Genomic DNA, 23543 nt, shown 5'->3' on the forward strand with positions numbered 1-23543 from the left:
TCGTAACTATTTCCTTATTTTATTTTATCTTTTGTAAAAATACAATTTAGTGAGTATGATGGTTTTATAATATCTACTAATTATTATTTAAACTTTTTCTTGAAGGGATCTATGTCTAAAATGAAAGAATTTGTACATCTCATTCTAAAAGAAAAGAAAGGGTGAAGCCCCTTCTTTCGCCTGGTAATGATCTAATAAGGAGGAGTCGCTGGCAAAAAGAAATGGTATAGGTGGTTTACTAATTGGAATGGAAATAAAATGATTTCCAGGAAGAAATACGCGAACTTTGAGATCACGACTCTTCACAATTGAGTATCTATGTGAATATAAAAAGCCGAAATTTTGAGTCCATAGAAATTCAGGATTTTTATTATGAAGCTGAAATAAAAATAACTTTAGCAAGGGGATCTTTCTTAGTAGGTTTTGATTGGTGGCCTGCAGCCATATTTTTGCCTTAAAGAAGATTTTAAACATTAGCGATATATTTTTCAATATCTCATCCCGCTTTCTTAAGTAATTCCAAACGTGCTTTAGCGATTTTGTATGATTGCCATAAATGCCTACGGTGCTTTGTAACAGGTTAGCTAAAAAGAATTAAAAAATATTTTTTCTTGTTTATGCGCATATTTGCATCCTCGCTTTTTTTTTTATCCAAAAACTAGTGATTCCAATTAAAATTAGAATCAAAGCTGCAGGATATGTGGGAATACTAAGATCAAAAGGATTTGAGATCTTTTCCTCAAAAAATCCACCATCAGAAATGGACCATCCAAATTCATTAATGATGTGTTCTCGTGCAGCTTTTGCAGATTCTGTACTATATTGAGCTTCTCCTGCTGAAAATTGAACGTTTTGTTGTAATTGACGTTTTCCCCATCCTTCCAATAAAATATCATAATTTGTGGTTGATAATGGTGCTCCACGGAACATATGTCCCATATTCGTCACATTCGAAATATCCCAATTCCCTATAGGTTGATCGAAGGCAGAGTTTGCAAACATAAACATCATATCTGTCACACTTGAAACGTCCCAATTTTCTAATGGTTGATTGAAGTGATAAGCATCAGCAAACATACCATTCATATTAATGACCTTCGAAACATCCCATCTTCCTATATCTTGATTAAATTGGGAGGCAGAATCGAACATTACGGACATAGATGTTACCTCCGAAACATCCCATCCTCCAATATCTTGATTGAAGTTCTTAGCATAGCTGAACATACCTCCCATTTCTGTAACATTTGAAACATCCCACCTTGATATATCTTGATTAAAATTTTTTGCACTTTGAAACATTCCACCCATGTTTGTAACAAATGAAACATCCCAGTCTCCAATATAAAAATTGAATGATGTTGCCCCTGCAAACATTTGTGACATATCTGTGACACAAGAAACATCCCAGTCTCCAATTGGCTTATTAAAATTCTCCGCTCCAGAATAAATCCATCCCTCTTCACTAGGACTTCCTCCAAACATTTGTGACATATCAACGACACGAGAAACATCCCAACTTCCGATATCCTGATTGAATGTTTTTGAATTCATAAACATTCTTCTCATATCTGTTACATGGGAAACATTCCATTGATTTAGATTTCCTAAATGTCCTAAATTCTCGCAATCATAAAACATCTCATTGAGTGTGGTTGTATCGGTGAGATTCAATGCATCTGATGCTTTAAGTACTAAATTCTTGCATCCTTTGAAGTATCCTCCGGTATTTCCTATTTGTAAACACCCCCATTGCGTGATTTCAATCAGTTTGAGCTCATCACCATTTGCTGGAAAATCCCAACCATTAATTATTCCACTGATTTCGATTGTAAAAATCCCTCCAGTAGTATAAGTATGTGTAATTTCTGCTTGATTCCATATAGTAATACTGCTGTTACTCCCATCACCCCATGCAACCTCAAAATTATAATGTCCAATATTTGAGAGTGGTAATTTCACTTGGTTCGATTCACTATTTCCATCAAGTACGGTATTCCACACCGATACAAATGTATTTGAACCGTAGGAAGACTTGATGGATTTCATTTTAATGCATTTGTAATTTAATTCTTCATTCGTGGTTGTCGATTCTATACTCGCTAATATTCCGATACAGAATAAACTTGTTACCATTAAATATCGTAATGTATTCATGTTGCACTGTTTCATCATGCATCAATCTTTTGGTTTTGTTGGACTAATTTTTTTTTGAATTATTACACTAATATCCAAGGAATTTTTAAAATTTTTGAAAGAATTCTAAATATGAAAAACTTTCATTTTTGAGAGTATTTCGATTGGAAATGGAAAAATTATATCGAAGAAATTACATTGGAAATTCTTAATATTGCTACATAAATATTTATCCCAATTAAATGAAAAACCCCTTTGTTTAATTAATGTTCGACATTCTTATGTAAAAGGTCGATAGCCTCCTCACGGGCTTTTAATACAATTGAAATCTCTTTTCCTTGAAATTCACTGGATTTCATTATAATTTTTGTGAGTATATCTCGAAAATACAAATATTCATCTTTCCGAGAAATGAATGGAATTGTTTGTTGCTCAAAAATAAAATCTTCTATCGAACATTTTTTACCATTTTGATTGCCTTCTGTAAGGTCATAGCGATGCCCATTATGAACCAAAAAACAGTGCACCATCGGAACGAAGGGTAGATTATATTTATCTAAAATAAACTGAGTCCCTGCTACAATATCTTCAGTCATTTTATAGATCCCGACATGTTTTTGGAGATCTATCCCGTTTTCTTGGGCAAGAGTGGCGGCCACAGCATGTTTGGTTGTGCATGTTCCTTTTTCTTCTTCAAATAGAATGGTTTTTTTGTCATCATTCGAGTTGTAGCCATAAGGTAAATTATGAAGATATTCAAGAGCGTCGATTAAAGTAAATATTTTTTTTTTAAGAAAGAGATCGCTCATTAAGTTTCCTTCTTTCAATGATACATTGGGTAATTGATTATAAGAATCCATATTTCATACACGCAAATCGAGATTAGGGCTATATAAACCATATTTATGGTGAAATAAAAAGATTTCAATGAAAGAAAAAAGATGGATCATAGTATAATAATGTGAAATTAATCCCAATTTTTTAGCAATTCACGCACAAACGCAAAATTTCGCTCAATTCGCAGTTAGGATTGTTATAAGATGGAAAAAGGTAGTATAAAAAAAAACTAATACGTGCCTATCCGTTTATTGGATGTTATACTTAGGCAATACAAAGTTTTGAATGTAAGGCAAAGGCACTTTTGGAATGTGGGCTGGATTCTCCGCTTCTAACAACACAATCTTGGTAGTAGTGCAGATTTTTTTGTCAGCAATATATAATGCTCTTTTGATGTGATTGACATCCTTGAAGGCACATCCCACTTCCATGATGACATCACCGGCTCGCGTGCGAGCACATTTACCGACGGGGCGTCCAAAACCATTTCTCATTCCAGAAGACAATCGGTCGGCTCCTGCAAATGACATCATTGCATGTTCGCGGTAAGTCGTGAACGGGTGCCTTCGAATTTTGAGATGAAAATTTTGCCGTCCAATCTTTTTGATGAGGCGGCGGTTGATGTTCACACGCACGGCTTCGAGCGCGAAGTGTGAGATATTAATGTTATGTTCACAGAGCATACCGATTTTAACTTCCCAATCAATTTTTTCACGGTTGCCCACGTCGAACCGGGTAATTTTAGAGTCGGCTCCACCCCGAACGAATTCTCGTCGGTGGCTACGGGAGCGTTTACTTTGGTATCCTTTCTTTTTAAAGACACCAAAACATTTCCAACGTCGTCTTGCCATTTTTAGTCATTTCCTATTGGATCTTCACGGTAGCGGATTTTCCGTCAGAAAAACCCAAGGGCGAAGATTTACTATAAGGGGTAGAATATTGCATTTTAATAAAATTTTATGGTTTTGCTTCGACAAAAATCGGGGGGAGGGGAGAACGGGAAAGGTTTGGGAAATGATCGCACCAAGGAAAATGGGAAGATCGACAAATTGGTATATACCAGAGGAAGTGAAGGTAAGAATTTAGAGTTTTTGAGAAAAAGATAAAATGCTGGTAAAGGAGAAAAAATCGAAGCGAATCGAAGGAAAATGAAATGAAGATTAATAAGCAATTGTTAAAAATACTTTTTCTATTATGCTCAGAAATATCCGGGAGAAATAATGCGGGTGATTTGTGGATAAATGCATGAGGAAGTGATATATCGCTGGAACTAACAATGTTTTTTTAAGCTAAGTGAACTGGGATGTTCCAACAGTAAGAATTACGTTTTGTTTTATTTAATGGACTGGTCTTCGACCAATCCTAGGATTGTATTTCACAATCTTACTTATGATATATCCAAAATTAGAAGGGTTATAGATGCAAAATATGATCCTGATAATGAGAATTTGATAAATATATTCCAACCTATCAAGAAAAAACCAAAAAATACCCTAGAAAAAAAGGAATAAAGCGAAAAAATTTGAAAGTGCTTCGTGAGTAAATCTGTGTGCAATAAGTTTAGCGGACAATTTTAATAGAACTTCAATTCAGTAAATATCATGAAGACCAATCTACTTAAAAACGAAAAAATTTTGTTTAAAATTCATGAAAAAATAGCCTATATCACCATAAATACAAAGATGAATATTTTGGATATGGAATCCGCTAAACGATTGACCCAATTCTTAGTTAGGGCTGATTCAAGTGAAGAAGTCAATGTAGTTGTGTTAAAATCTGCGGGAGATCGGGTTTTTTCAGCAGGCTTTGATCTAAAGATGTTTGAACAAGGGATGACTGAAGAATTACGAAAAAATTTATCACAATATGGGCGGGATATTTCGCTCACCCTCTTTTATATGAAGAAACCGGTTATAGCTCAAATTCAAGGGAGCGCAATCGGAATGGGCTGTATTATGATTCTTGCATCCGATTTTCGTTTTGCTGCCCAAAAAGAATCCACTTTTTTCCGGTTGCCCGAAGTGGATATGGATATGTTTCCCATCACAGGGCCAACGGCAATGGCTGTATTCAGCTTGGGACAATTTCATGCCAAAGATATGCTTTTAACTGGTCGCAAGGTATCTCTCGAAGAGTTTACTCAGTGGGGAGCGCTAACAAAAGTGTGTCCACCAGAAAAATTGGACCAAGAAGTTGAATTATTTGCTCAGTCCTTAGCAAAAAAGATCCCTTTCTTAATGAATACGATTAAACCGGCGATTAATCTTATGGCTTTTGCGCAAGCCATGAATTGGTTTGACCTAGAAAATGAATTGCAAGAATTTAAATCCACTGAATTTGACAATGTGAAGAAAAATATCCCCAAAAAAATTAAGGAAATGTGGAATAAATATGGGAAAGGCCTTCCTTATATTCGAGAAACATTATAGCACAAATATTTTCATCAGATTTATTTCTTAACCTTTTTTAAAATGAAGAATCTTTTTGTGATACTTATTAAATAATTTCAAAAATGTCATAAACTGGACTTGTTTGAAGGAATTGACCTCGATCAATGAAAAGTTGCAGATTTTTAGTATTTAAAATTACAATATATTTCGGGATTCTTCAAATATTATTAATATGATGATTATTAAAAATTATAATTCTTTTTGTAGTATGTGGCACATCAATCTTCGGAACAACAAAATTTAAGTTTTCACAACCAACAAAGAATAATTTCGAAAATACCGGTGCAAGTAGAGAATACTTATTCCGCGGCACAAAATTTAATCAAAATCATTACTGATGTGTCTACTAGCATTATTAAACAGCTTGAAGCAATTGACGTAGTTGTAAATGGGATTGAAAATTATTCTGTGTTGGCCGAAGAGGTGCATTCACAAACCGAAAGTTCTATGACTTTTGCTCATAAGACTGTAGAAGTTGCGCATTCGGGTCAAACCGCCACAGACGAAACCATGAATGCTATTGGCAACATTTCAACTTCCGTTGAAAACACGAGAAATGAAATTGATACATTACAAGAAAAAACGGTAAATATTGGAAATATTTTAAAAAATATGAAAGATATTGCTCAACAAACTAAAATCTTATCTATCAACGCAGCAATTGAAGCAGCACGTGCAGGGGATGCGGGATATGGATTTGCAGTTGTAGCAGATGAAGTTGGAAAATTAGCAAAAAACAGTGATTTAGCTGCCGAAGAAATCAAAACGATATTAATGGATATTGATGTGAGTATTAAAAGAACACTTACTGCAATGAATGACAGCACTAAAAAAGTGAATGATGGAGAGCAAGTGGTGAAGCAAACAGGAATTGTATTCGAAGATATTATTAATTCAGTCGAAAATACTCTTGAGGTATTTACCGAAATTAATGAAGGTTTGCATCAACAAAATCAGAATTTAGTTCAAATAATGCGTTCGACTGAAATTATGGATTCTGAATCTAAAAAAGTATTAATTTTAAGTGACATGGCTTTAAGTAATACTGAAAACACCAAGTCATCATTAACAGAATTAGCAAAGATCACAACCCAATTATCAGTAATATCAGAAAGAACGAATCAATTTTTAAATCAAACAGATGTTATCACAGAAAAAGTGCGATTAACAACCCATATCCAAAGGGAATTATTAACTTTAGATCCCGCAATTTCCAACGAGATAGAAGCGAACAGAATATTGGCCAATATTCATTCTGGATTAATTACTCTAAACGCAGATTTAACAATTTTGCCTGGAGTTGCTAAAAGTTGGTATTTAAAAGAAGATAATTTAACATGGGTGTTTTCCCTTCGAAAAAATGTGAAATTCCATCATGGAAGGATGGTTCAAGCGAGTGATGTAAAATTTTCTTTCGAAAGAGTATTAAGTCCTCAATTAAATTCACCTTGCGCATGGTTTTTATATCAAATTGAAGGAGCGGAAGCCTATCATGATGGGCGCACAAAATCTGTATCAGGAATTACTATAAATAATCAATACCAAATCGAATTGAAATTAAAAAGTCCATATTCAGGTTTCTTACTAAATTTGGCTCACCCAACATGTTCTATTCTCCCACGCGAAGAAGTTTTAAAGAACCATTTCATTGGATGTGGAAGCTTTTTATTAGATCAAATTGAAGACCGTTTCTATTTATTGAAGTGTTTTAAGGATTATTACGGTGGTTCTGCATATGCAGATGAAGTTTTAGTTGAATATAATAATCCCAATCTTGTTGACGATTTAATTGATGGTAAATATGATTTTGTTGATCTGAGAGATTCCACAATAATTGCAAAATTACAAGAAAAGACTCAGCATATGAAAATAGTAACCAGTGATTCAATCTCGACGAATTTCCTTACTTTCAATTTTAACTCGAAAAATCCCTTAATTCATGACAAGGATATTAGACTTGCCATAAATTATTCTATAGATAAAGCAACAATTAATAAAGAATTGTTATTGGGTCTTGTTGATGAATGTAAAGGTATTTTTCCCCCAAGTATGATCAACGATCTGACATTGCAAGGGTATAGATATAACGTCACGAAAGCAAGATCTTTGGTACAAGGAAAGAAACACTTGATTGACGGCCATCCTTTAAAAATATTAATTCGGGAAACTGATATTTTGCATAAAAATCAAAATTTTCTTGTTTTAGAACAGATACGTCAAAATTTGAAACAAATTGGAATTTCATCCCAATATGTTGAGGTTCAATCTGCAAAATATTATACTCGAGCAACTTCACAATTAGGCGATCTGTGTTTCATTGGATGGTTTGCAGACACGGGAGATATGGATAATTATCTCGAGCCTTTACTGAACTATTATAATGAAAACAATTTTGGATTTTACAAAAATGAAGAGGTGATGCAGGGTATAATTGATGCTAAGAAAATGATTATTCCTGCTAAACGAATTCAAAAATATAAGGAAATCCAAAAATTAATTTTAGCGGATGTTCCTTGGATTTATTTATATCATACGAAAATCATTAGCGCTATTCGGAAGAAGGGAATTGACAATGTGCAATACTTCCCGACTGGAGCATTAAAAATGGACAATATCTTGATTACTGATACACCTTAGAAGGGTTATTATATTCGTTATTGTTATTTTCTATTGAAAATGGGTTGCAAATCGGAGTTGTTTTAAAGCTCGTTCCATTTTTGCAACTGTATATTGAATGTCTTCAGCCGTTGTTCCTTTTCCGAGTGTTAATCGAATTGATCCGCTTGCATCAGATGGAGAAAGCCCTAGTGATGTTAGAACCCGTGAAGGTTTATCGGATTTTGAGGAACAAGCGGAACCGGTGGAAGTTGCTATACCTTGATTATCTAACAGCATAAGTAAATCAAACCCATCAACGCCATCAAACCGAAAATTGCAGTTATTATATAAGCGTTTTTCTTGGTTTCCATTTAGATAGGAGTAGGGAATTTTAGTAAGCACTTCACTAATAAATACTTCTTGAAGTTTTTTACCTTGCTCTTTCCACTTGTTCATATTTTGTTCGGCATTTTCAACTGCTCTTCCTAAGGCAATTATAGCGGGTACATTTTCAGTTGATGGGCGTAAAGAATTTTCTTGTAATCCTCCATACAACATTGGCTCTAAAAAAGTAGCAAGATTTGAAAATTTCTCTGAAGTCAATTTTTGAGAATTTATACACAATGCTCCAACACCTTTTGGACCGTATAGTTTGTGCCCTGAAAGAGATAATAAATCAATGTTTAAAGCTTGCATGTCTATCGGAATTTTTCCAAAGGCTTGTACAGCATCGCTATGAAAAATAATGTTATTCTTTTTAGCTAATTGTCCAATTTCTTTAATGGGTTGATAGGTTCCAATCTCATTATTGACAAAATGAATGGAAATTAACTGAGTGTTTTCTTGAATTAAAGATTCCAAAACAGATAATTCAACAAATCCTTCAGAAGTGACTGGGACATAGGAGACCTCAAACCCTTCATGTTCTAAATATTTAGCTGTATTGTAGATCGCTGGATGTTCAATTTGACTGACAATCAAATGAGGCCTTTCTTTAGCTCTATGTCTCATTATGCCTTGTAAAGCTAAATTATCTGATTCTGTTCCGCTACTTGTAAAAATTACACCTTTGGGATGAATATTAAGAGAAGAAGCAATGATCTTTCGTGAATTCTCTACGCTTTTCCGAGCTCTTTTTCCCATTTCATGCAAGGATGATGGATTTTCAAAATTATTTATTGAATATTCTGTGAAAACCTTAAAAACATCAGGATCCATTGGGGTTGTGGCTGCGTGATCTAGATAAACATATTTTTTTTGTAGCTGTGAAGTATCTCGTGAGGTCATAGTTCTTTACTGGTAGAATAGTCTTGCACATAATTTAATCTTAGTCTTTTAGACTATAAATTAGCTTATTTGCTCCCAATTTCATTTGTAATTGGCCAGCCCGAATAATACTTTTAATTTTCAATGGAAGATAGCGCTTTTGTTCCTTTTCTGTTATACTTAATTTACTTATTATATCCTCAATGGAAATCCATACTCCGGGTTCAAAAAGATTCAGAATACTTGCTGTTGTAAATGAATAGGGCATTTCACTTTTTTCTTGGGGTAATTTCTCGGATTCATGTTTGTAATCTTGACATTTTTCAACTTCACGTTCGAGAACAAAATATTGGCGCTTCAAACAAGTTGCATAGGGTTCAAAAATGGGAATGGCACCACTTTGAATGGGTATAACTCCTTTCTCATGGCGACCTCCTAAGTAAATACATGTGTCACATTTAATTTGGGTCATAAGAATTTTCCTTAAAAGTAATGTGATTAATGGCAATATATAATCTACCTTTTTTTCAATATTAGAATATAGTTTGTATTTTAACATTATCTTTCATATTTTTCTATTCCACCTTTTTCTTCATAGAAATAGTTATGGAATATTCCAAGTCTAATAAAAAATACATACTATTTTTCATCTATACAAATTCTTTATAAAAAGGTTGAATTAAAAATTGAAAAGTGAGGGTGAATAATATGTGGTTATGAGGTATGAAAAGAAAGAATTAACTAACCAAATTAGAGCCAAACAGTCTGGACAAATGGTTCAATTATCCAAAGGTAAAACATACTATGAATTGAAGGGTGCTCCAGCAAATGATCTGGTTGTTTTAGTGCATGGATTTTCAATGCCTTCATGTATCTGGGAACCTCTATTTTTATTTCTCCTTGATAATGGATTTTCTGTTTTAAGGTATGATTTGTATGGGAGAGGCTATTCCGATCGGCCTAAATTGAAATACAATAAGGATTTATTTGTTGATCAACTTCATGAATTGCTATCGGCACTAAACTTGAACTCGAAACCATACTCTCTTATGGGATTATCAATGGGAGGTCCTATTTGTATTCATTATACCGACAAATATCCTCAGTTTGTAAATAAGCTTGTTCTTTCTGATCCTGCGGGATTTCCATTTAACGGAATTCCTTTCATTATGAAAATTCCCGGATTAAGCAAATTTCTTTTTAAAACATTGGGTCCTAATTTGTTATTAAAAAAGATAGATACCGATTTTGGGAAGAACGTCGACATTTCGCATCTTTATGAATGTTTTCGAGAGCAGATGAAGTATAAGGGGTTCTTAGATGCCATTTTCTCGACCATGTTTCACTTTCCCATGAATACATCAAAACCCGTTTTTCAAAGAGTTGGTTGTCTTTCGATTCCCAAATTATTAATTTGGGGTGTAAATGATACCACTGTTCCATTTTCACTCCATCAAGAAGTAATTTCAACGCTTCCTGGTGTTGAATTTCACGCTATCTCTAATACATCTCATATTCCCCATTTTGAAAAACCCGAAGAAGTAAATCCAATCATTCTTAAATTCTTGCAATCAACTCACTAAATTTTACTTTTTTCATCATTTCACCTTTTTATTTTACGGAGGGTGATAACTATTTTAAACCCTAAGATGAAAAAGGATCATAACTTGGTGTTTATCTTATGGCTCTTTCATTCTCTGCTGTGTTAAATGGAATTAGCGGAACAATTGTTCTGTTAATTGGTATGTTTTATTCTATATCATTTTTGCTTATGTATCGCAAAAAAAAGTTGAAATTAATTCCAATTGTATCCTTATTGGCTTTTTGTGCTGGATTAATTTTTCTTGGAGTTTCATCTAATTTCCTTTCTCTAGTATTTACAGGAAACAATCTCGATAAAAATACCTATGGTCTTTTATCTTATACAATTATTCCCGTTGCCACATTAGTAGCGCTCTATCTTGGATTTCATATATTTAAACCCAAATGGAAACTACAAATCACTATATTTTATTCTATATTGTGGGTGGTGTATTGGGTGTGCATCTTTTTCTTTACAGACTCAATGTTTAAAGATAGTACTGAAGTTGGTGTTGATCTACTTGATATCTCGTTAAGTTCGGTAGTATTTTACTTAACGATGTTTTATGTGTTCAGTCTTTTATTTGTCTTAAGTGGTGGTTTCTTTAGTCTAAGCCGAAAATTCAAAAAAGAAGATCTGAATGCCCCAGAAATTAAATATCTCAATTTTTTAAGTCTTGGGTGGGCGTTATTTGGGATTAGCTCTATCATTGACAGTGGAGCACCTGTTGGAATACCTGTGTTGATCATTATTGCCCGAATAATGATGTGTACGGCATATATTCTAATTTTTGAAGGCTTCAAAGGGGCAAAATAATTTAACTGCTCCAAAACTCTTTTTTTTCATCTTTCCTTTTATTAATTACTTATGATAAAGGCTGTATCCTTTGATTTTTGGTTTACTTTATGCACTACTTCAAAAGATCGAGACAACAAAATCAATAACTTGCGATCTGATGCAATTTACATCATTTTAAGAGAATATGGTTATGCCGATTCAAAGAGAAGATTTCAATCGCATTATGACCTCTCAGAAAAAAAAATTAGTGAGGAAATAATTAATAACGGGTTTATTGATTATAGGATGGATGTCAGAATCTCACGTTTTTTGGAAATTATTCTTTCTTCTGATCCACTTTTAATGCAATCCCTAAAACGAGAACAGAAATGGAATGAAGTCTGTGAACGTGTAGGAGTGCCTTATATGGAGAAATTAATGGCAATTATACCTGATGCTGCCAGAAATTTTGAATTTGTACTTAACTATTTGAAAGAACAAGGAATTAAAATTGCTCTGATTTCAAATACTGGTAAATCTCCAGGGAGTATTTTACGAAAAGTGCTTGAATTTCATGGGATGCTTGATTACTTTGATGAAACCATTTTCTCAAATGAAGTTGAAATGATTAAACCCAAACGCGAGATATTTGAACTTCTAATAGACCGCGTTAATTTATCTCCTGATGAAATTTTGCATATTGGAGATGGGATTTTCCCTGATGTGGGAGGGGCTAATAATGCGGGAATGAAAAGTGCCCTTTATTTAGGCACTCTTCCTGAAAATTACTCCACTCGCCCAACCTTGGAAAAAGATTTTCACCAGATTCAACCAAAATATGTAATAGATGATTTTCAAGATCTGCCTGATCTTATTACTTCAATTAATAAAAATGATCCTTATTTCTATCGTATTAGGCATCATGCTGATATACTGCCAGCCTCGCTATATTTCTTGGCTGATTCGAAATAAGTTTCATTTTAAGTTTTTTCAACGTAACCTTTTTATTTTCAAGTTTCCTTTTTAATTTTGATCAGATTTAGGAGTCTATCACCATGTTTACACGAACAAACTCAGATATTTCACATGATGTTTTGGTTACTTTTTGTAGTGTTGTAAACGTGGTTGTGGTGCAAGTTTAATAGACTCCATAAAAAGTCAACCTCGTTTATTCTGTTCAACTTTTATGGAGTGGATCTATATTAGAGATCAAAAGATTAAAGAAGAAAAAAAAAAACATAGTTTACCTTTGAGATCATCGGACCAGTTTCCGAATCGATTTAGTTTTCAAAAGATTGAAAAAAATTGGATTAAATATTGGTCCGAAGAAGAAATTTATAAATTCAAGATACCCGAAAAAATCTCCCATAAAGATATTTTTTCCATTGACACCCCCCCAGACTTTACAAGTGGAAATTTGCATATGGGTCACATTTTGAATCATTCCTGGATTGATTTCATGGCCCGATTTCAGCGTTCTATGGGAAAAATTGTTTATTTCCCCCAAGGATTTGATTGTCATGGTTTACCCACAGAACTCAAAGTTCAAAAATTAACCGGTTTAACTCCCACGAGTGACCGGGCGACTTTCATTGAAACTTGTAAACATTATACAAGGAAATTCATTGATCGTATGAGAGAACAATTTGATAGTTTGGGCTATTCCACGGATTGGGATCTTTCTTATGAAACGATGAGTTCTGATTATATTCTTTCAGTCCAAAAAACTTTAATCGAATTTTATAAATTTGGGTGGTTATACCGAGCCAATTATCCCGTTCATTGGTGTCCAAAATGTGAAACATCACTGGCTAAGCAAGAGGTTGGCTATATTGAATCATCCGGTTTTTTATGGCAAATTAAATTGCCTATTAAAGGTGATTCTCATAAAAAATTAACTATAGCAACCACTCGTCCAGAGTTAATTGAAGCGTGTATTGCAGTTTTAATTCATCCAGATGATTGGAGGTATACTAATATTGAAAATGAAGAAATTTTTATTCCGATTGCTGAGAGATTTGTTCCAATTATTAAGGATCATGCAGTAGATATGAATTTTGGAACGGGAGTTGTTTATTGCTGTACATTTGGGGACGAAATGGACATTCAATGGCAGCAAAAATATCATTTACCTATATACCAAATTTTAAATCCTAATGGAACCATGAGCTCAATTTCGAAGTTTAAAGGATTGAAAAGTCTTCAAGCAAGATATAAAATTATTAATTTTCTTGAAGAACAAGGTTATCTTGGGGTAAAAGAAGATTATCCCCATAGAATTATTGTCCACAGTGAACGAAGTTCATGTAACTCTCCAATTGAATATCTCCCGATTCCTCAATGGTTTATAAAGATCAAGGAATTCATTCCTGAAATTCGAAAAGATGGCCATACTCTCAATTGGTTCCCCAACATGAGTCTTAAGTTGTTTGATTGGTGCGACAATTTAACCTGGGATTGGGTAATTTCACGACAAAGAGCTTTTGGTACCCCCATTCCATTTTGGTATTGTTCAAATCTGGAGTGTTCTTATGTTTATGTTCCTTCAATCGAAAATTTACCTTTAGATCCAACCAAAAAATCATGTCCAATAGACCATTGTCCAGATTGTGGTTCCGCTTTGACTGGAGAAAAGGATGTTTGTGATTGTTGGATAGATTCATCCATCACACCCCTTTTTATTTCTCAATGGGGTCGCAATGACTTATTTTTTAAATTAATCTATCCAATTACTGTTCGACCTCAAGGGTATGAAATTATCCGCACATGGCTGTTTTATACCCTTTTTAGATCTAAGAAATTATCTGGAAGTAAACCATTTCAAGATGTTATGCTCAATGGTATGGTTGCTGGACCAGATGGAAGAAAAATGTCAAAAAGCTTTGGAAATATTGTTTCTCCTGATGAAGTATTTCCTCTATATGGTACGGATGCTGTCCGCCTCTGGGCCGCAATGGGTCCCCCAGGTCAAGATTATCAATTTAAATTTGAATGGGTTCACCGGACAAATCCTAAGCAAAAAGCGGGAAAGAAATTCAATGAAGATCAAAATCGATTACAAAAAGGAAAAATGTCTCAAACAGAATTTGATGCTAAGTATATGAAGCATTTTCCAGGGATTCAAGAAAATGGAAAGATTATTAACAAAATTTGGAATGCATACCGTCTGATTTGGTTAATAAAACAATCTATTTCTGATCAAAAATTACAAATGACATCAGAACGGTTACATTCGCTTGATTTGAAATACTATTCCTTGACCGATATAGATATTTTCATTTTGAACAACTTGAAGAAATCACTCGAGGAAATTGAATCTTATTGGAAAAAATATCAGTGGAAGCAAGGTACATCCATTCTCCGAAATTTTTTCAAAGAATACTTTTGCGATCAATATTTAGAGGCCTTAAAATATCGCTTCAATTCAGAAAACAGGTTTGAAAAACTATCTGCTATAAGGATTTGTCTCTTCATCTCTTTTCAGTTGTTAAAAATTTGGGGAATACTCCTGCCTTTTATCACAGAAGAATTGTATTCTCGGTTATTTTCTTCATGGATCATACCAAAATCGATCCATTTAGAATTGTGGCCCTTTTTAAACTATAATTTTTCTCAAGAAAACATTGAAAGTGGACAATTACAACTAAAAGCTATAAAACGGATCAGAAAGGCAAAATCTCAAGTTAAATATGCTCTCAACGAATATTTAGAGGAAATATTAATATATTGCCCTGAAGTAGAACAAAGACGCCTTGAAAACAATTTGAATCCGGTTAAAAACACGCTAAATGTTCAAAAGATCACATTTCTCAGTGGAAGCGAGTTATTAAATTTGAAAGAATGTAATGTTTACCATCCCATCGAAGATAAATCTTCCGATTGGATCATTTTCATCAAGATTTTAGATTAAACTCCTTTAGAATGTTCAAACACAAACTTTTTTCTTTTATTTAATCTCGGAAGTGTAGTTATAAAAATATAAAATAGCAAGCGGATTTTATGAAGTTGATGTCTCAAAATTAAAACAAAATTCTCTATCTTGAAATTATTGGTTTTTCTTCACTTATTATTTTAATTTTGATTGATGAACTGTTTGATTTACCGCATCTTCTCTTAAATACTCCAAAAACTCCCTTCAATCTCACTGAAGTTATATTTGAAGTTACAAGTGCTTTTTTCTTAGGACTTTTTACCATTTTAAGTACTCAAAAGGTACTAAAAAGAAACCGAAAATTACGAAAGTTTTATCATATCTGTGCATCTTGTAAGAGAGTGAAATTAGATGAGAGATGGATCTCAATAGAAGAATTCTTACATGAGCATTCAGATGCAGATCTCTCTCATGGATTATGCGAAACTTGTATGGAAAAATATCTTTATGATTCTGGATTGGATTAATTTACTTCTTCTATTTCTGGTGAGAATAAGATGGAAAAAACCATTAAGAGTGAGGGAAGGGAACAAGTTGACTCGGGAGTATTAAATTTTATAAGAGTTGGAAATTAAATTAACAGTAGATTGAAACTAAATAACACCGTTTTTCAAATTAAAATAACTTCGGGAATCATTTTTGGGGGAATTGGGTACATAGTATTACGGCTTTTGTATCTCGAAATGGCCATTCTATTTTTAATTGTGGGGTTTCTACTTTCTTGCCTTATAACAATCGGGGTTGTATTTAGCGATCCTTTATCAGGGAAAGAATTAACCAATTTAAAAAATAGTATTTGGGAATTAGCTGTGAAATATATACATGTCTATATTTTAGCATTTTCTATTACGGCAGGGGGCTTATTCTCACTTGGGGGATAAAACAATGATACAAAAAACGACAGTTCAAAAATATCTTTTTGGCGCTCTTCTATTTGGTTCCCTTGTCACATTATTAATTACAGGCTCTGTTACGAGAGAAAACGGGGAATTATATTTTTTAAACGATTCGGAGGCAATTTTTAAAGGTAATTATTCGGGTTCGTTTTTAATCGCTCAACAATCAGGAAATATATCTGTTTTATCTGAAAACCAAGAAATCCTCTGGAATTTAGATCTTAATTCATCTGAGATACGAGATGTCGATATCCTCCCCAATGGAAATTTTTTGATTGCGGATTATTCTAATGACTGCATTCTTGAGATTAATCCATCAAACAACTCAGAAATTGTATGGATGTGGGATGCTCTAAATCCTCAACATATTAATTGGTCAGATTATGCCATTTTTAAAAATTGGAGCACACCTGTAAGAGCCTTCTTGAACGGGTCCCAAGGTATTTCTAACCCTTGGACTGGAATTTCAGAAGTTCAATTTATCGAAGGATCTCAATTCAATCGAAACTTTGATTCAATTCTCATTACTTTAAGCTTATTTGATATGGTAATTGAAATTAAATATTCTTCTACACCCTCTATATTATGGTCTTATGGTATTCCAGGATATTACAGTCAATTACAAGATCCTATTTATGCCAGTTATCTTTCAAGTGGAAATATTATCATTTCTGACTCCGGAAATCATCGGTTATTGGAATTGCACAAAACTTGGCATTATTTGCTTTGGACATGTAAAGTGCCTTTTCCTGAAGGAAATATGCACGAAATTAATGATATCGTGGAAGTAAATGCAACTCATCTATTAATTTCTGATTCTCAAGGGGGGAAAATCAAATTTCTTAACAAGACTTCTAAATCGTTCGAACAAGAATTGACCTTTTCTAACTTGATGAATCCCTACGATTTAGATAGAATTAACAATTCCCTTTATATAACAGATATTGATAATATTTATCGTGTATCCTTGCTCAATTATAATGTGGAATCTTTATTTACTACCCAAAATTATTTAAAACCATTTTATATAATAATGGGAATGGGAATGTTATACCATTGCCTTCTATTAGGATATGAATCAATATATTATTACAATCAAGAAGTTAGATGTAAGATAATTAGGAGTCCGCTTCGAAATCGGCTCATTATCCTTGGTTTGTGTACACTTGTTATATTATTACTTCCCGACATCGTTTCGTTTTATCTAAATTTTGAATCTTTAATTTAATTTCCTTTTTTTTTCCGAAAATTTTATGGGAAATCTAAACTTATTATGAATATGAACAAAATTGAACTCTTGGCCCCTGCTCAGAATAAGAAATCAATTAATGCGGTAAAAAATTTTGCCAATGCAGTTTATTTTGGGACTGAAGCTCTTAATATGAGGATGAATGCAGATAATATTTCCTTACAATCTTTGCCAGATTTTATTTCTCTCTGCCACTCTTATAATATAAAAGCATATATGACCACAAATGTAATTATCTATGAGAATGAATTGGAATATTTGGAAAAAATTATCACAACCGCCAAAGATGCTAACGTGGATGCACTTATTCTTCATGATATGGCAACTCTCGAACTTGCGAGAGAGGTTGGGATCCCATTTCATATTTCTACTCAAGCAAGTGTTTCGAATTCGAGAGCGGCTCAATTTTACGAAAATCTTGGAGCGGATCGGATTATTCTCGCTCGTGAATGTTCCTTAAATCAAATGAGAGAAATCGGAAAAAAACTGTCCAGAGCAAAAATTGAAGCTTTCGTTCATGGGGCGCAATGTACTTCAGTCTCCGGACGATGTTATTTTTCAGCTTATGTGAATAACGATCCAATCTGCTCGGCAAATCGTGGGAAATGTTTACAACCATGTCGCCATGAGTGGACCTTAACTCATAAAAATGGGACCGTGATTGATCAGCACCAAGGTTTCTTCCTCAATTCAAAAGATATGTGCATGATTGAACATGTTCCAGAATTAATTGAAGCAAATATTGCCTCCTTGAAAATTGAAGGGCGTATGAGAGATCCTCATTATATTGAAACAGTTGCACGATGTTATCGGGAAGCCATAGATAGTCATTATGACAATACAATTTCACAAGAAAAAGTAGAGCAATGGTTGACACAATTAAAAAGCGTGTATAATCGAGGGTTTTCGACTGGTTTTTATTATTCTAAACCTGGATCTGAAGATATCTCTGTAGAACGCTCTGGTAATTTAGCCACCACCAAAAAAACTCAAATTGGTAGAGTCATTTCCTATTATCGGAAGGTGAAAGTTGCCAAAATCCAACTTAATACCGGAATGTTGAAAATTGGAGATGAAATCATCATCGAAGGCGCAAAATCTGGATCCTATTTAAATCAAAAGATTACTTCTATGCAAATTAAAATGAAATCAATTACTGAAACCCCTCCTATTACAGAGGGATCCCAAATTCTCGTTAGCTTAACTGTTGACGAACCAGTCAAACAAGGAGACTGGATTTACCGATACCTTTAGATATCAAATTTTTCCAAAATTTCGTTTTTAGTCTTTACTCAAAAGTTCATTTATACAATTGGAAATTTTTTGTAATATTTTCAATATTATGTCTTTATGAGTTTTTGTTCGATGTATCTTAATATGGCCCTTTCAATTCATCTCCCTTTTGATGATCAAATACTCTCCAGCTTTGCAGGAATTGTATCATCTGTCACTAAAACCCCAATTATTCAATCAATTTATAAATTATTTGAAGAAATCAAAGAAGAAGTCATTTATGAGCTTGATCACCCAGAAGCAGAAAAAATGTGGACTTAATTGAGATCCAAAAAAAAATAATACGTTTTTTTAATTCGTTTTTCGTTTTCGTTTTATTACAAAAAGGGATGCCGCTTTCTTAATATCTGATTCATTCAAATTTGTTTTTTTCATACGTAATTTCAATTGTTCTATAAATTTCTCACATAAGGGAAGACTTAAATCTTCACCCAAAGCTTGAATCTCTTTTTGCAATCTAAGTTCATCAGAAATTTTTTCCCCATGAACAATGGCGGAGGGATTATTAAAGGATTCTAAGGGGTTATTTTTCACTTCTGCAGTTGGAGTCGCTTTCTTAATATCTCTTTTAACATTTTTAAAATCGTCTTTAATCATCGGCGAACGTTCAAGAGTTAGTGCTTTAGTCCGAGTTTCCCCTACTTTAATACCACTTGGTGATTTCGTTGATGGTTTCTGCTCCATTTGTTCATGGATGGTTGGTTTTGGAGGTAATTCTATGGATTTCACATTAATCGGGTTAACGCGATGGGTTTGAATTTTGAATTCATTTACAGGAGTACCTGGATCCATTTGAGGAATGGGGGTTTTTGGTTCTGAAAAATTGGCTGGAACCTTTGGAAGAGGATGTTCTGAAGCCGAATTTTGATCCAAAGAAGGAAGTCCTTCAAAAATAGGATTTGAATCTGAAATGTCACTTATTACTGAGTTTTCAATAGAATCTTTTGAAGAACTTACATCGGAATCAATTCCAGTCAAGATTGGTTTTTTTCCCGATAATCCTGTGAAAAATGGATTAGAATTATCAATTGTGTTTAATATATCGTCTTTATCATCATTTGAATCTGCTAAGTTATCCGATTGAGTTATTTTCGGAGGCAAAGACGAAATTTGGGGTGTAGAGGGTAAATTAGGGGTTTGAGGTTTGAATGATGAAAGCATAGGTAATTTTCCTTGGCCTGGAAGTGTTTTTGTTCCTTTAAACGAATCAAAGGATATCTTTTTGGGAGCCTTGATTTTTCTGGCTTCTCGTTCTTCCGCTTCCTGTTTTACTTTTGCTTTTTCTTCCAATTCATTTATTTTGTTTTTGAAGATTTCGAGATAACTATATTCTTGATAGTCTTCACAAATTTGGATAAGATCTTGTAAAATTGAAATTGCTGCCTTAAATTCTTCAGTTCCTACGAAATCATTGGCTTGTTGTAATTTTGTCCTAAAATCTGAAGGTAAACTACGTTTTAATCCAATTGTATCACTAAAAATCGAAGAAAGCTGTTCTTTAATATCAGCATCGGCCAAATCAACTTCAAATATTTTTTTTCCTTTTAATAAGTCATATTTCTCGGTTAGTTGTGGACCAGAAACAAAATCAGGACTATTTTTATGGGTCAATATGACTACCCAATTGCTATATTTGCCTTCACGGCGTATGAGATTCAAAAAGAATTTTACTTTTTTATCAGTTAATTTATTTTGGGAGCCATCTAAGATATAAAATATGAGATCTGAACCTCGTACATAATTATTCCATAAGGGAGAATAATCATCAGATTCGACAAAATCCCATAAATCAAAGAAGATTTCGCCAAGTTTAACTTGATAATATACTGCAAAGTTCATTATCTTCTTGTCTGGAGTTCCTGTTGCTCCCAAAAAAGAAGCGATGCTGGTTTTTCCCGCACCTAAGGGACCCATCAAAGTAAACTTTGGATGAAGAAAATAGTGGGTTTCTTTAATGAAGAGGGTAAATTCTTCTTTTCCAGTTGTTGGGTTTTTAATTTCCATAGGATCAGAAAAATGTTTAGAAAATAATTTAGCCGCTCGTTCAATTTCTTTTGCAATTATTTTCGGTCGATCGGCCATATCGGTGACAAAAATATAAAATACTCCCTTGAACATCCCATAATGAGCCTGAAAATCGAACATTGGTTTACTAAAAACTTTACCCTCCATGGGATTGCTAATAAAAGTATCAAGTTTTGTTATTAACAAGTTCATTGTGGCTGAATCGTAAGCTTGACCGAAGAAATGTGAAAAAATCATTTCTTTGTGGTGATATAGGAAGACTTGTCGTAGCATTTTTCTAATCTCTTTGTAATATATTTAAATCTATGTTAAATATGAATTTTTCTCAAATCCGAAATTTTCTGGCGAACTTGGTCAATATAGATATCATCTGTAGGTAATTCAGCTAATAGATCTTTCGCAATAGTTTCAGCTTCTTCAATTAAATGCAAATCTTGAAGTAAATCAATCAGTTGAACAGCACTATCGGTTGACAATTTAGCATGGACGATTGGGGGGTCATCTTCGTTTTTACCTGGACACGAAAACCCTTTGATAAAACTAAGAATAGAATCTTTAATGGGATTAACAACACTCTCTTCAAGAGGAGCTTGACTTTTAGTTAATTCTTTAACCAATCCCTTGAATCCTTGCATAATGGCATATGGTTCTTTATATAATTGAATGCCTCGAATAATACGATTAATTAAATCAATGCAAACTTCATCTGCTTTTAGATATAATGCTGAAACAACCAAAATTATTAAAGATTGTTCCCGTAAATATTGACTTCGAATATTTTTAATTAAATTATCTTTTGCATAAATTAAAATTTCAATGAGAGATGGTTCTTTGGTTTTTTCGATTACATCTGCCAAAAATAAAATAATTGTGTTCTTTAAACGGGCATCATTAGTATTACTACCAGTAGAATAGTTAATTAGGACATATTTGATACGTTCGATAGCTTCTTCGATCTTAGGGGGCTGTTCAACTAATTTATAAAAGGTACTTTCTATTGCACTGGCAATTTTTTCCTGATTATCAATTTGAAAGGGAAAATATCGGGATAATTCAGGTTGAGGACCTGCTTTAGTTGACGCTTTCTTAGTTCTTCTTCTTGGAGATTTGGTAGCATTCGTTGCTGAAGAATTTGAGGCTTTTTTTTCCTTTTGAACAAGATTAAGGTCTTGAATTTCATACTCTTTGACCTTCTGAAAAATTAACTTATTGTCTTCCTGCCAAAATGCAAACATGAGAGTTTCATCTTCATTTTCAACCAATTGTTCCCGTATTTTCTTAGGGATGGTGATTCCTCCATTCTTTCGCATTTTAATGATTTCTACAGGGTGTTTAGGTAACTTGTTTTTTGTGGGAGGTTCCTCGCTTACGCTTTTGTTATTTTCTAAATTTTGTTGGTTTTCACCCATACTTAACTTATGTCAACTTCCCACAAATAACTTTTACTGTTCTAAATTAGTTCATTCCTCAACTTGAAAAACCTTTTTGGGAGTCGTTAATAGTTTTAACTTGTAAATAACCATGACATTCACCGAAGAAGATCTTGTTAGTTATGTTTCCCGATCTAATATCCCTAAAGAAGCCATGGTTCAATTAAATCAACTTTTATTTAAAGAACTTCAAGAATATTGTGATGTTTGTGAAGATGATCGGATGATTTGTGTATTATCCCCTCAATGTCCAAAACGAATTTTATTAAAAGTTCGCATTCAATCGGGGGCAGTAGTCGATGATTTACCAAAATTTTGCTACTCTCAAGCGGTAAACAACATCAAACGATACTTAAACAAGAATACAACTCTCTATTCTCCGAGAGATGAACTCATTTTTAATGAAGATTTCATTAATATTATGTTTCCACGTTTACAGAAGAAAATTCTCTCCAACTATAAAAAAGATTTAAAATTAGTTCATGAACTCATAGATAAAAGTAAGATTCCCGCAGTACACCTCGATATTCGCCATTCTAATCATGATGTCTTTTATAAAATTCGGACAAAAGATAAGCTAATTCGGGAAGGAACTTTCATTTATGATATTATAGGAGAATTTCTTCTCATTTGGTATGAAGAAGCAATATTTTTAAGTAATTTTAAGACTGGAGTTACCATTATTAACGCTAAGAAGGATCCAATTGAGGATTTGAAAATAATCGATATTGTGTTTCATACCTATTGCTCAGAACTGAATATCCAAGGATTTACAACCTTAAATAGCGATAAACAAATGAATATTATTTTGAAACTCCCATTTGCCGATATTCACGAGGCGAATAAAAGCCCAGAAAAAGGCTTTTTCTATTCACTTATTCAATTTTTACAAGATTACTTTTTTGAAATCACCCTCTCTATTGATCCTCAAGAGAATTTCGTGCTTTCATTGAAATATCATAATTCCAGTGTCACCTACCGTACGTTCAAGTATAACAATCTAACTTATGAAATCATTCGTCAAACGGTTCAAATGATCGATGCTTTGAGACGAAATGAAAATAATTAAGGAG

Annotated in this window: 21 protein-coding genes; 13 read left to right on the forward strand and 8 right to left on the reverse strand. The window is 33.4% G+C overall.

The annotated features are described in order from the left end of the window. Positions 1 to 320: 320 nt before the first annotated feature. A complete protein-coding gene (locus NEF87_RS00490; RefSeq protein ID WP_457918168.1) occupies positions 321 to 458 on the forward strand; it encodes a hypothetical protein in 138 nt (45 codons plus the stop codon). A 157-nt stretch (positions 459 to 615) separates the two neighbouring features. On the opposite strand, the gene NEF87_RS00495 is transcribed toward NEF87_RS00490, so the two are convergent. From NEF87_RS00495 to NEF87_RS00505, 3 genes are all read right to left on the reverse strand, one after another. After that, positions 616 to 2157, reverse strand: a complete 1542-nt coding sequence (locus NEF87_RS00495) for a BspA family leucine-rich repeat surface protein (RefSeq protein WP_457918169.1) — start codon at positions 2155 to 2157, stop codon at positions 616 to 618. A 242-nt stretch (positions 2158 to 2399) separates the two neighbouring features. Next, the gene (locus tag NEF87_RS00500) at positions 2400 to 2996 is read right to left on the reverse strand and encodes a hypothetical protein (protein ID WP_457918170.1); all 597 of its coding nucleotides are present in this window, start codon (positions 2994 to 2996) and stop codon (positions 2400 to 2402) included. 225 nt (positions 2997 to 3221) lie between these two features. Further along, positions 3222 to 3824, reverse strand: coding sequence for a 50S ribosomal protein L16 (locus tag NEF87_RS00505; RefSeq protein ID WP_371804403.1), 603 nt, complete (start codon positions 3822 to 3824; stop codon positions 3222 to 3224). 750 nt (positions 3825 to 4574) lie between these two features. On the opposite strand from NEF87_RS00505, the gene NEF87_RS00510 reads away from it, so the two are divergent. Then, complete coding sequence (locus NEF87_RS00510; RefSeq protein WP_457918171.1) at positions 4575 to 5402, forward strand: enoyl-CoA hydratase/isomerase family protein; 828 nt, start codon at positions 4575 to 4577, stop codon at positions 5400 to 5402. 231 nt (positions 5403 to 5633) lie between these two features. Then, complete coding sequence (locus tag NEF87_RS00515) at positions 5634 to 8060, forward strand: ABC transporter substrate-binding protein (protein WP_457918172.1); 2427 nt, start codon at positions 5634 to 5636, stop codon at positions 8058 to 8060. 30 nt (positions 8061 to 8090) lie between these two features. On the opposite strand, the gene NEF87_RS00520 is transcribed toward NEF87_RS00515, so the two are convergent. Then, entirely contained in the window at positions 8091 to 9308 is a 1218-nt protein-coding gene (locus NEF87_RS00520; RefSeq protein ID WP_457918173.1) for a cysteine desulfurase family protein, read from the reverse strand. 40 nt (positions 9309 to 9348) lie between these two features. Continuing rightward, on the reverse strand, positions 9349 to 9759 hold the full coding sequence (locus tag NEF87_RS00525; protein WP_457918174.1) for a hypothetical protein: 411 nt from the start codon (positions 9757 to 9759) through the stop codon (positions 9349 to 9351). A gap of 244 nt (positions 9760 to 10003) precedes the next feature. On the opposite strand from NEF87_RS00525, the gene NEF87_RS00530 reads away from it, so the two are divergent. The 4 genes from NEF87_RS00530 to valS all read left to right on the forward strand — a co-directional run bounded on the left by NEF87_RS00530 (position 10004) and on the right by valS (position 15556). Continuing rightward, complete coding sequence (locus NEF87_RS00530) at positions 10004 to 10870, forward strand: alpha/beta fold hydrolase (RefSeq protein ID WP_457920110.1); 867 nt, start codon at positions 10004 to 10006, stop codon at positions 10868 to 10870. Positions 10871 to 10968: 98 nt separating this feature from the next. Further along, the gene (locus NEF87_RS00535) at positions 10969 to 11685 is read left to right on the forward strand and encodes a hypothetical protein (protein WP_371804409.1); all 717 of its coding nucleotides are present in this window, start codon (positions 10969 to 10971) and stop codon (positions 11683 to 11685) included. Positions 11686 to 11736: 51 nt separating this feature from the next. Next, entirely contained in the window at positions 11737 to 12618 is an 882-nt protein-coding gene (locus tag NEF87_RS00540; RefSeq protein WP_457918175.1) for an HAD family hydrolase, read from the forward strand. Between the two features lie 277 nt (positions 12619 to 12895). Beyond that, entirely contained in the window at positions 12896 to 15556 is a 2661-nt protein-coding gene (valS, locus tag NEF87_RS00545) for a valine--tRNA ligase (protein ID WP_457918176.1), read from the forward strand. Positions 15557 to 15680: 124 nt separating this feature from the next. Here the strand turns inward: valS and NEF87_RS00550 are convergent, their stop codons facing one another. Then, positions 15681 to 15842 (reverse strand): hypothetical protein, encoded by a 162-nt coding sequence (locus NEF87_RS00550; RefSeq protein WP_457918177.1) that lies wholly within the window; start codon positions 15840 to 15842, stop codon positions 15681 to 15683. A gap of 76 nt (positions 15843 to 15918) precedes the next feature. Between NEF87_RS00550 and NEF87_RS00555 the strand changes: the two genes are divergently transcribed. The 5 genes from NEF87_RS00555 (at position 15919) to NEF87_RS00575 (ending at position 19276) form a co-directional block, all read left to right on the forward strand. Then, a complete protein-coding gene (locus NEF87_RS00555; RefSeq protein WP_457918178.1) occupies positions 15919 to 16044 on the forward strand; it encodes a hypothetical protein in 126 nt (41 codons plus the stop codon). A 120-nt stretch (positions 16045 to 16164) separates the two neighbouring features. Beyond that, a complete protein-coding gene (locus NEF87_RS00560) occupies positions 16165 to 16458 on the forward strand; it encodes a hypothetical protein (protein WP_371804413.1) in 294 nt (97 codons plus the stop codon). 4 nt (positions 16459 to 16462) lie between these two features. After that, positions 16463 to 17701 (forward strand): hypothetical protein, encoded by a 1239-nt coding sequence (locus NEF87_RS00565; protein ID WP_457918179.1) that lies wholly within the window; start codon positions 16463 to 16465, stop codon positions 17699 to 17701. A 51-nt stretch (positions 17702 to 17752) separates the two neighbouring features. Beyond that, on the forward strand, positions 17753 to 18976 hold the full coding sequence (locus NEF87_RS00570) for a peptidase U32 family protein (protein WP_457918180.1): 1224 nt from the start codon (positions 17753 to 17755) through the stop codon (positions 18974 to 18976). A 96-nt stretch (positions 18977 to 19072) separates the two neighbouring features. Beyond that, positions 19073 to 19276, forward strand: coding sequence for a hypothetical protein (locus NEF87_RS00575; protein ID WP_371804416.1), 204 nt, complete (start codon positions 19073 to 19075; stop codon positions 19274 to 19276). Positions 19277 to 19306: 30 nt separating this feature from the next. Here NEF87_RS00575 and NEF87_RS00580 read toward each other — a convergent pair whose 3' ends face one another. Then, positions 19307 to 21313 carry a Rab family GTPase gene (locus tag NEF87_RS00580; protein ID WP_457918181.1) on the reverse strand — a complete coding sequence of 669 codons (2007 nt, stop codon included), beginning with the start codon at positions 21311 to 21313 and terminating at the stop codon, positions 19307 to 19309. A 35-nt stretch (positions 21314 to 21348) separates the two neighbouring features. Further along, positions 21349 to 22449: a hypothetical protein gene (locus tag NEF87_RS00585; RefSeq protein ID WP_457918182.1), complete on the reverse strand. Its 1101-nt coding sequence runs from the start codon at positions 22447 to 22449 to the stop codon at positions 21349 to 21351. A 112-nt stretch (positions 22450 to 22561) separates the two neighbouring features. On the opposite strand from NEF87_RS00585, the gene NEF87_RS00590 reads away from it, so the two are divergent. Continuing rightward, the gene (locus NEF87_RS00590; protein WP_371804419.1) at positions 22562 to 23539 is read left to right on the forward strand and encodes a hypothetical protein; all 978 of its coding nucleotides are present in this window, start codon (positions 22562 to 22564) and stop codon (positions 23537 to 23539) included. Positions 23540 to 23543 lie beyond the last annotated feature (4 nt).

Origin of the sequence: Candidatus Lokiarchaeum ossiferum, assembly GCA_025839675.1 — an archaeon.
In the GTDB taxonomy this organism is placed as follows: Archaea; Asgardarchaeota; Lokiarchaeia; order Sigyniarchaeales; family Promethearchaeaceae; genus Lokiarchaeum; species Lokiarchaeum ossiferum.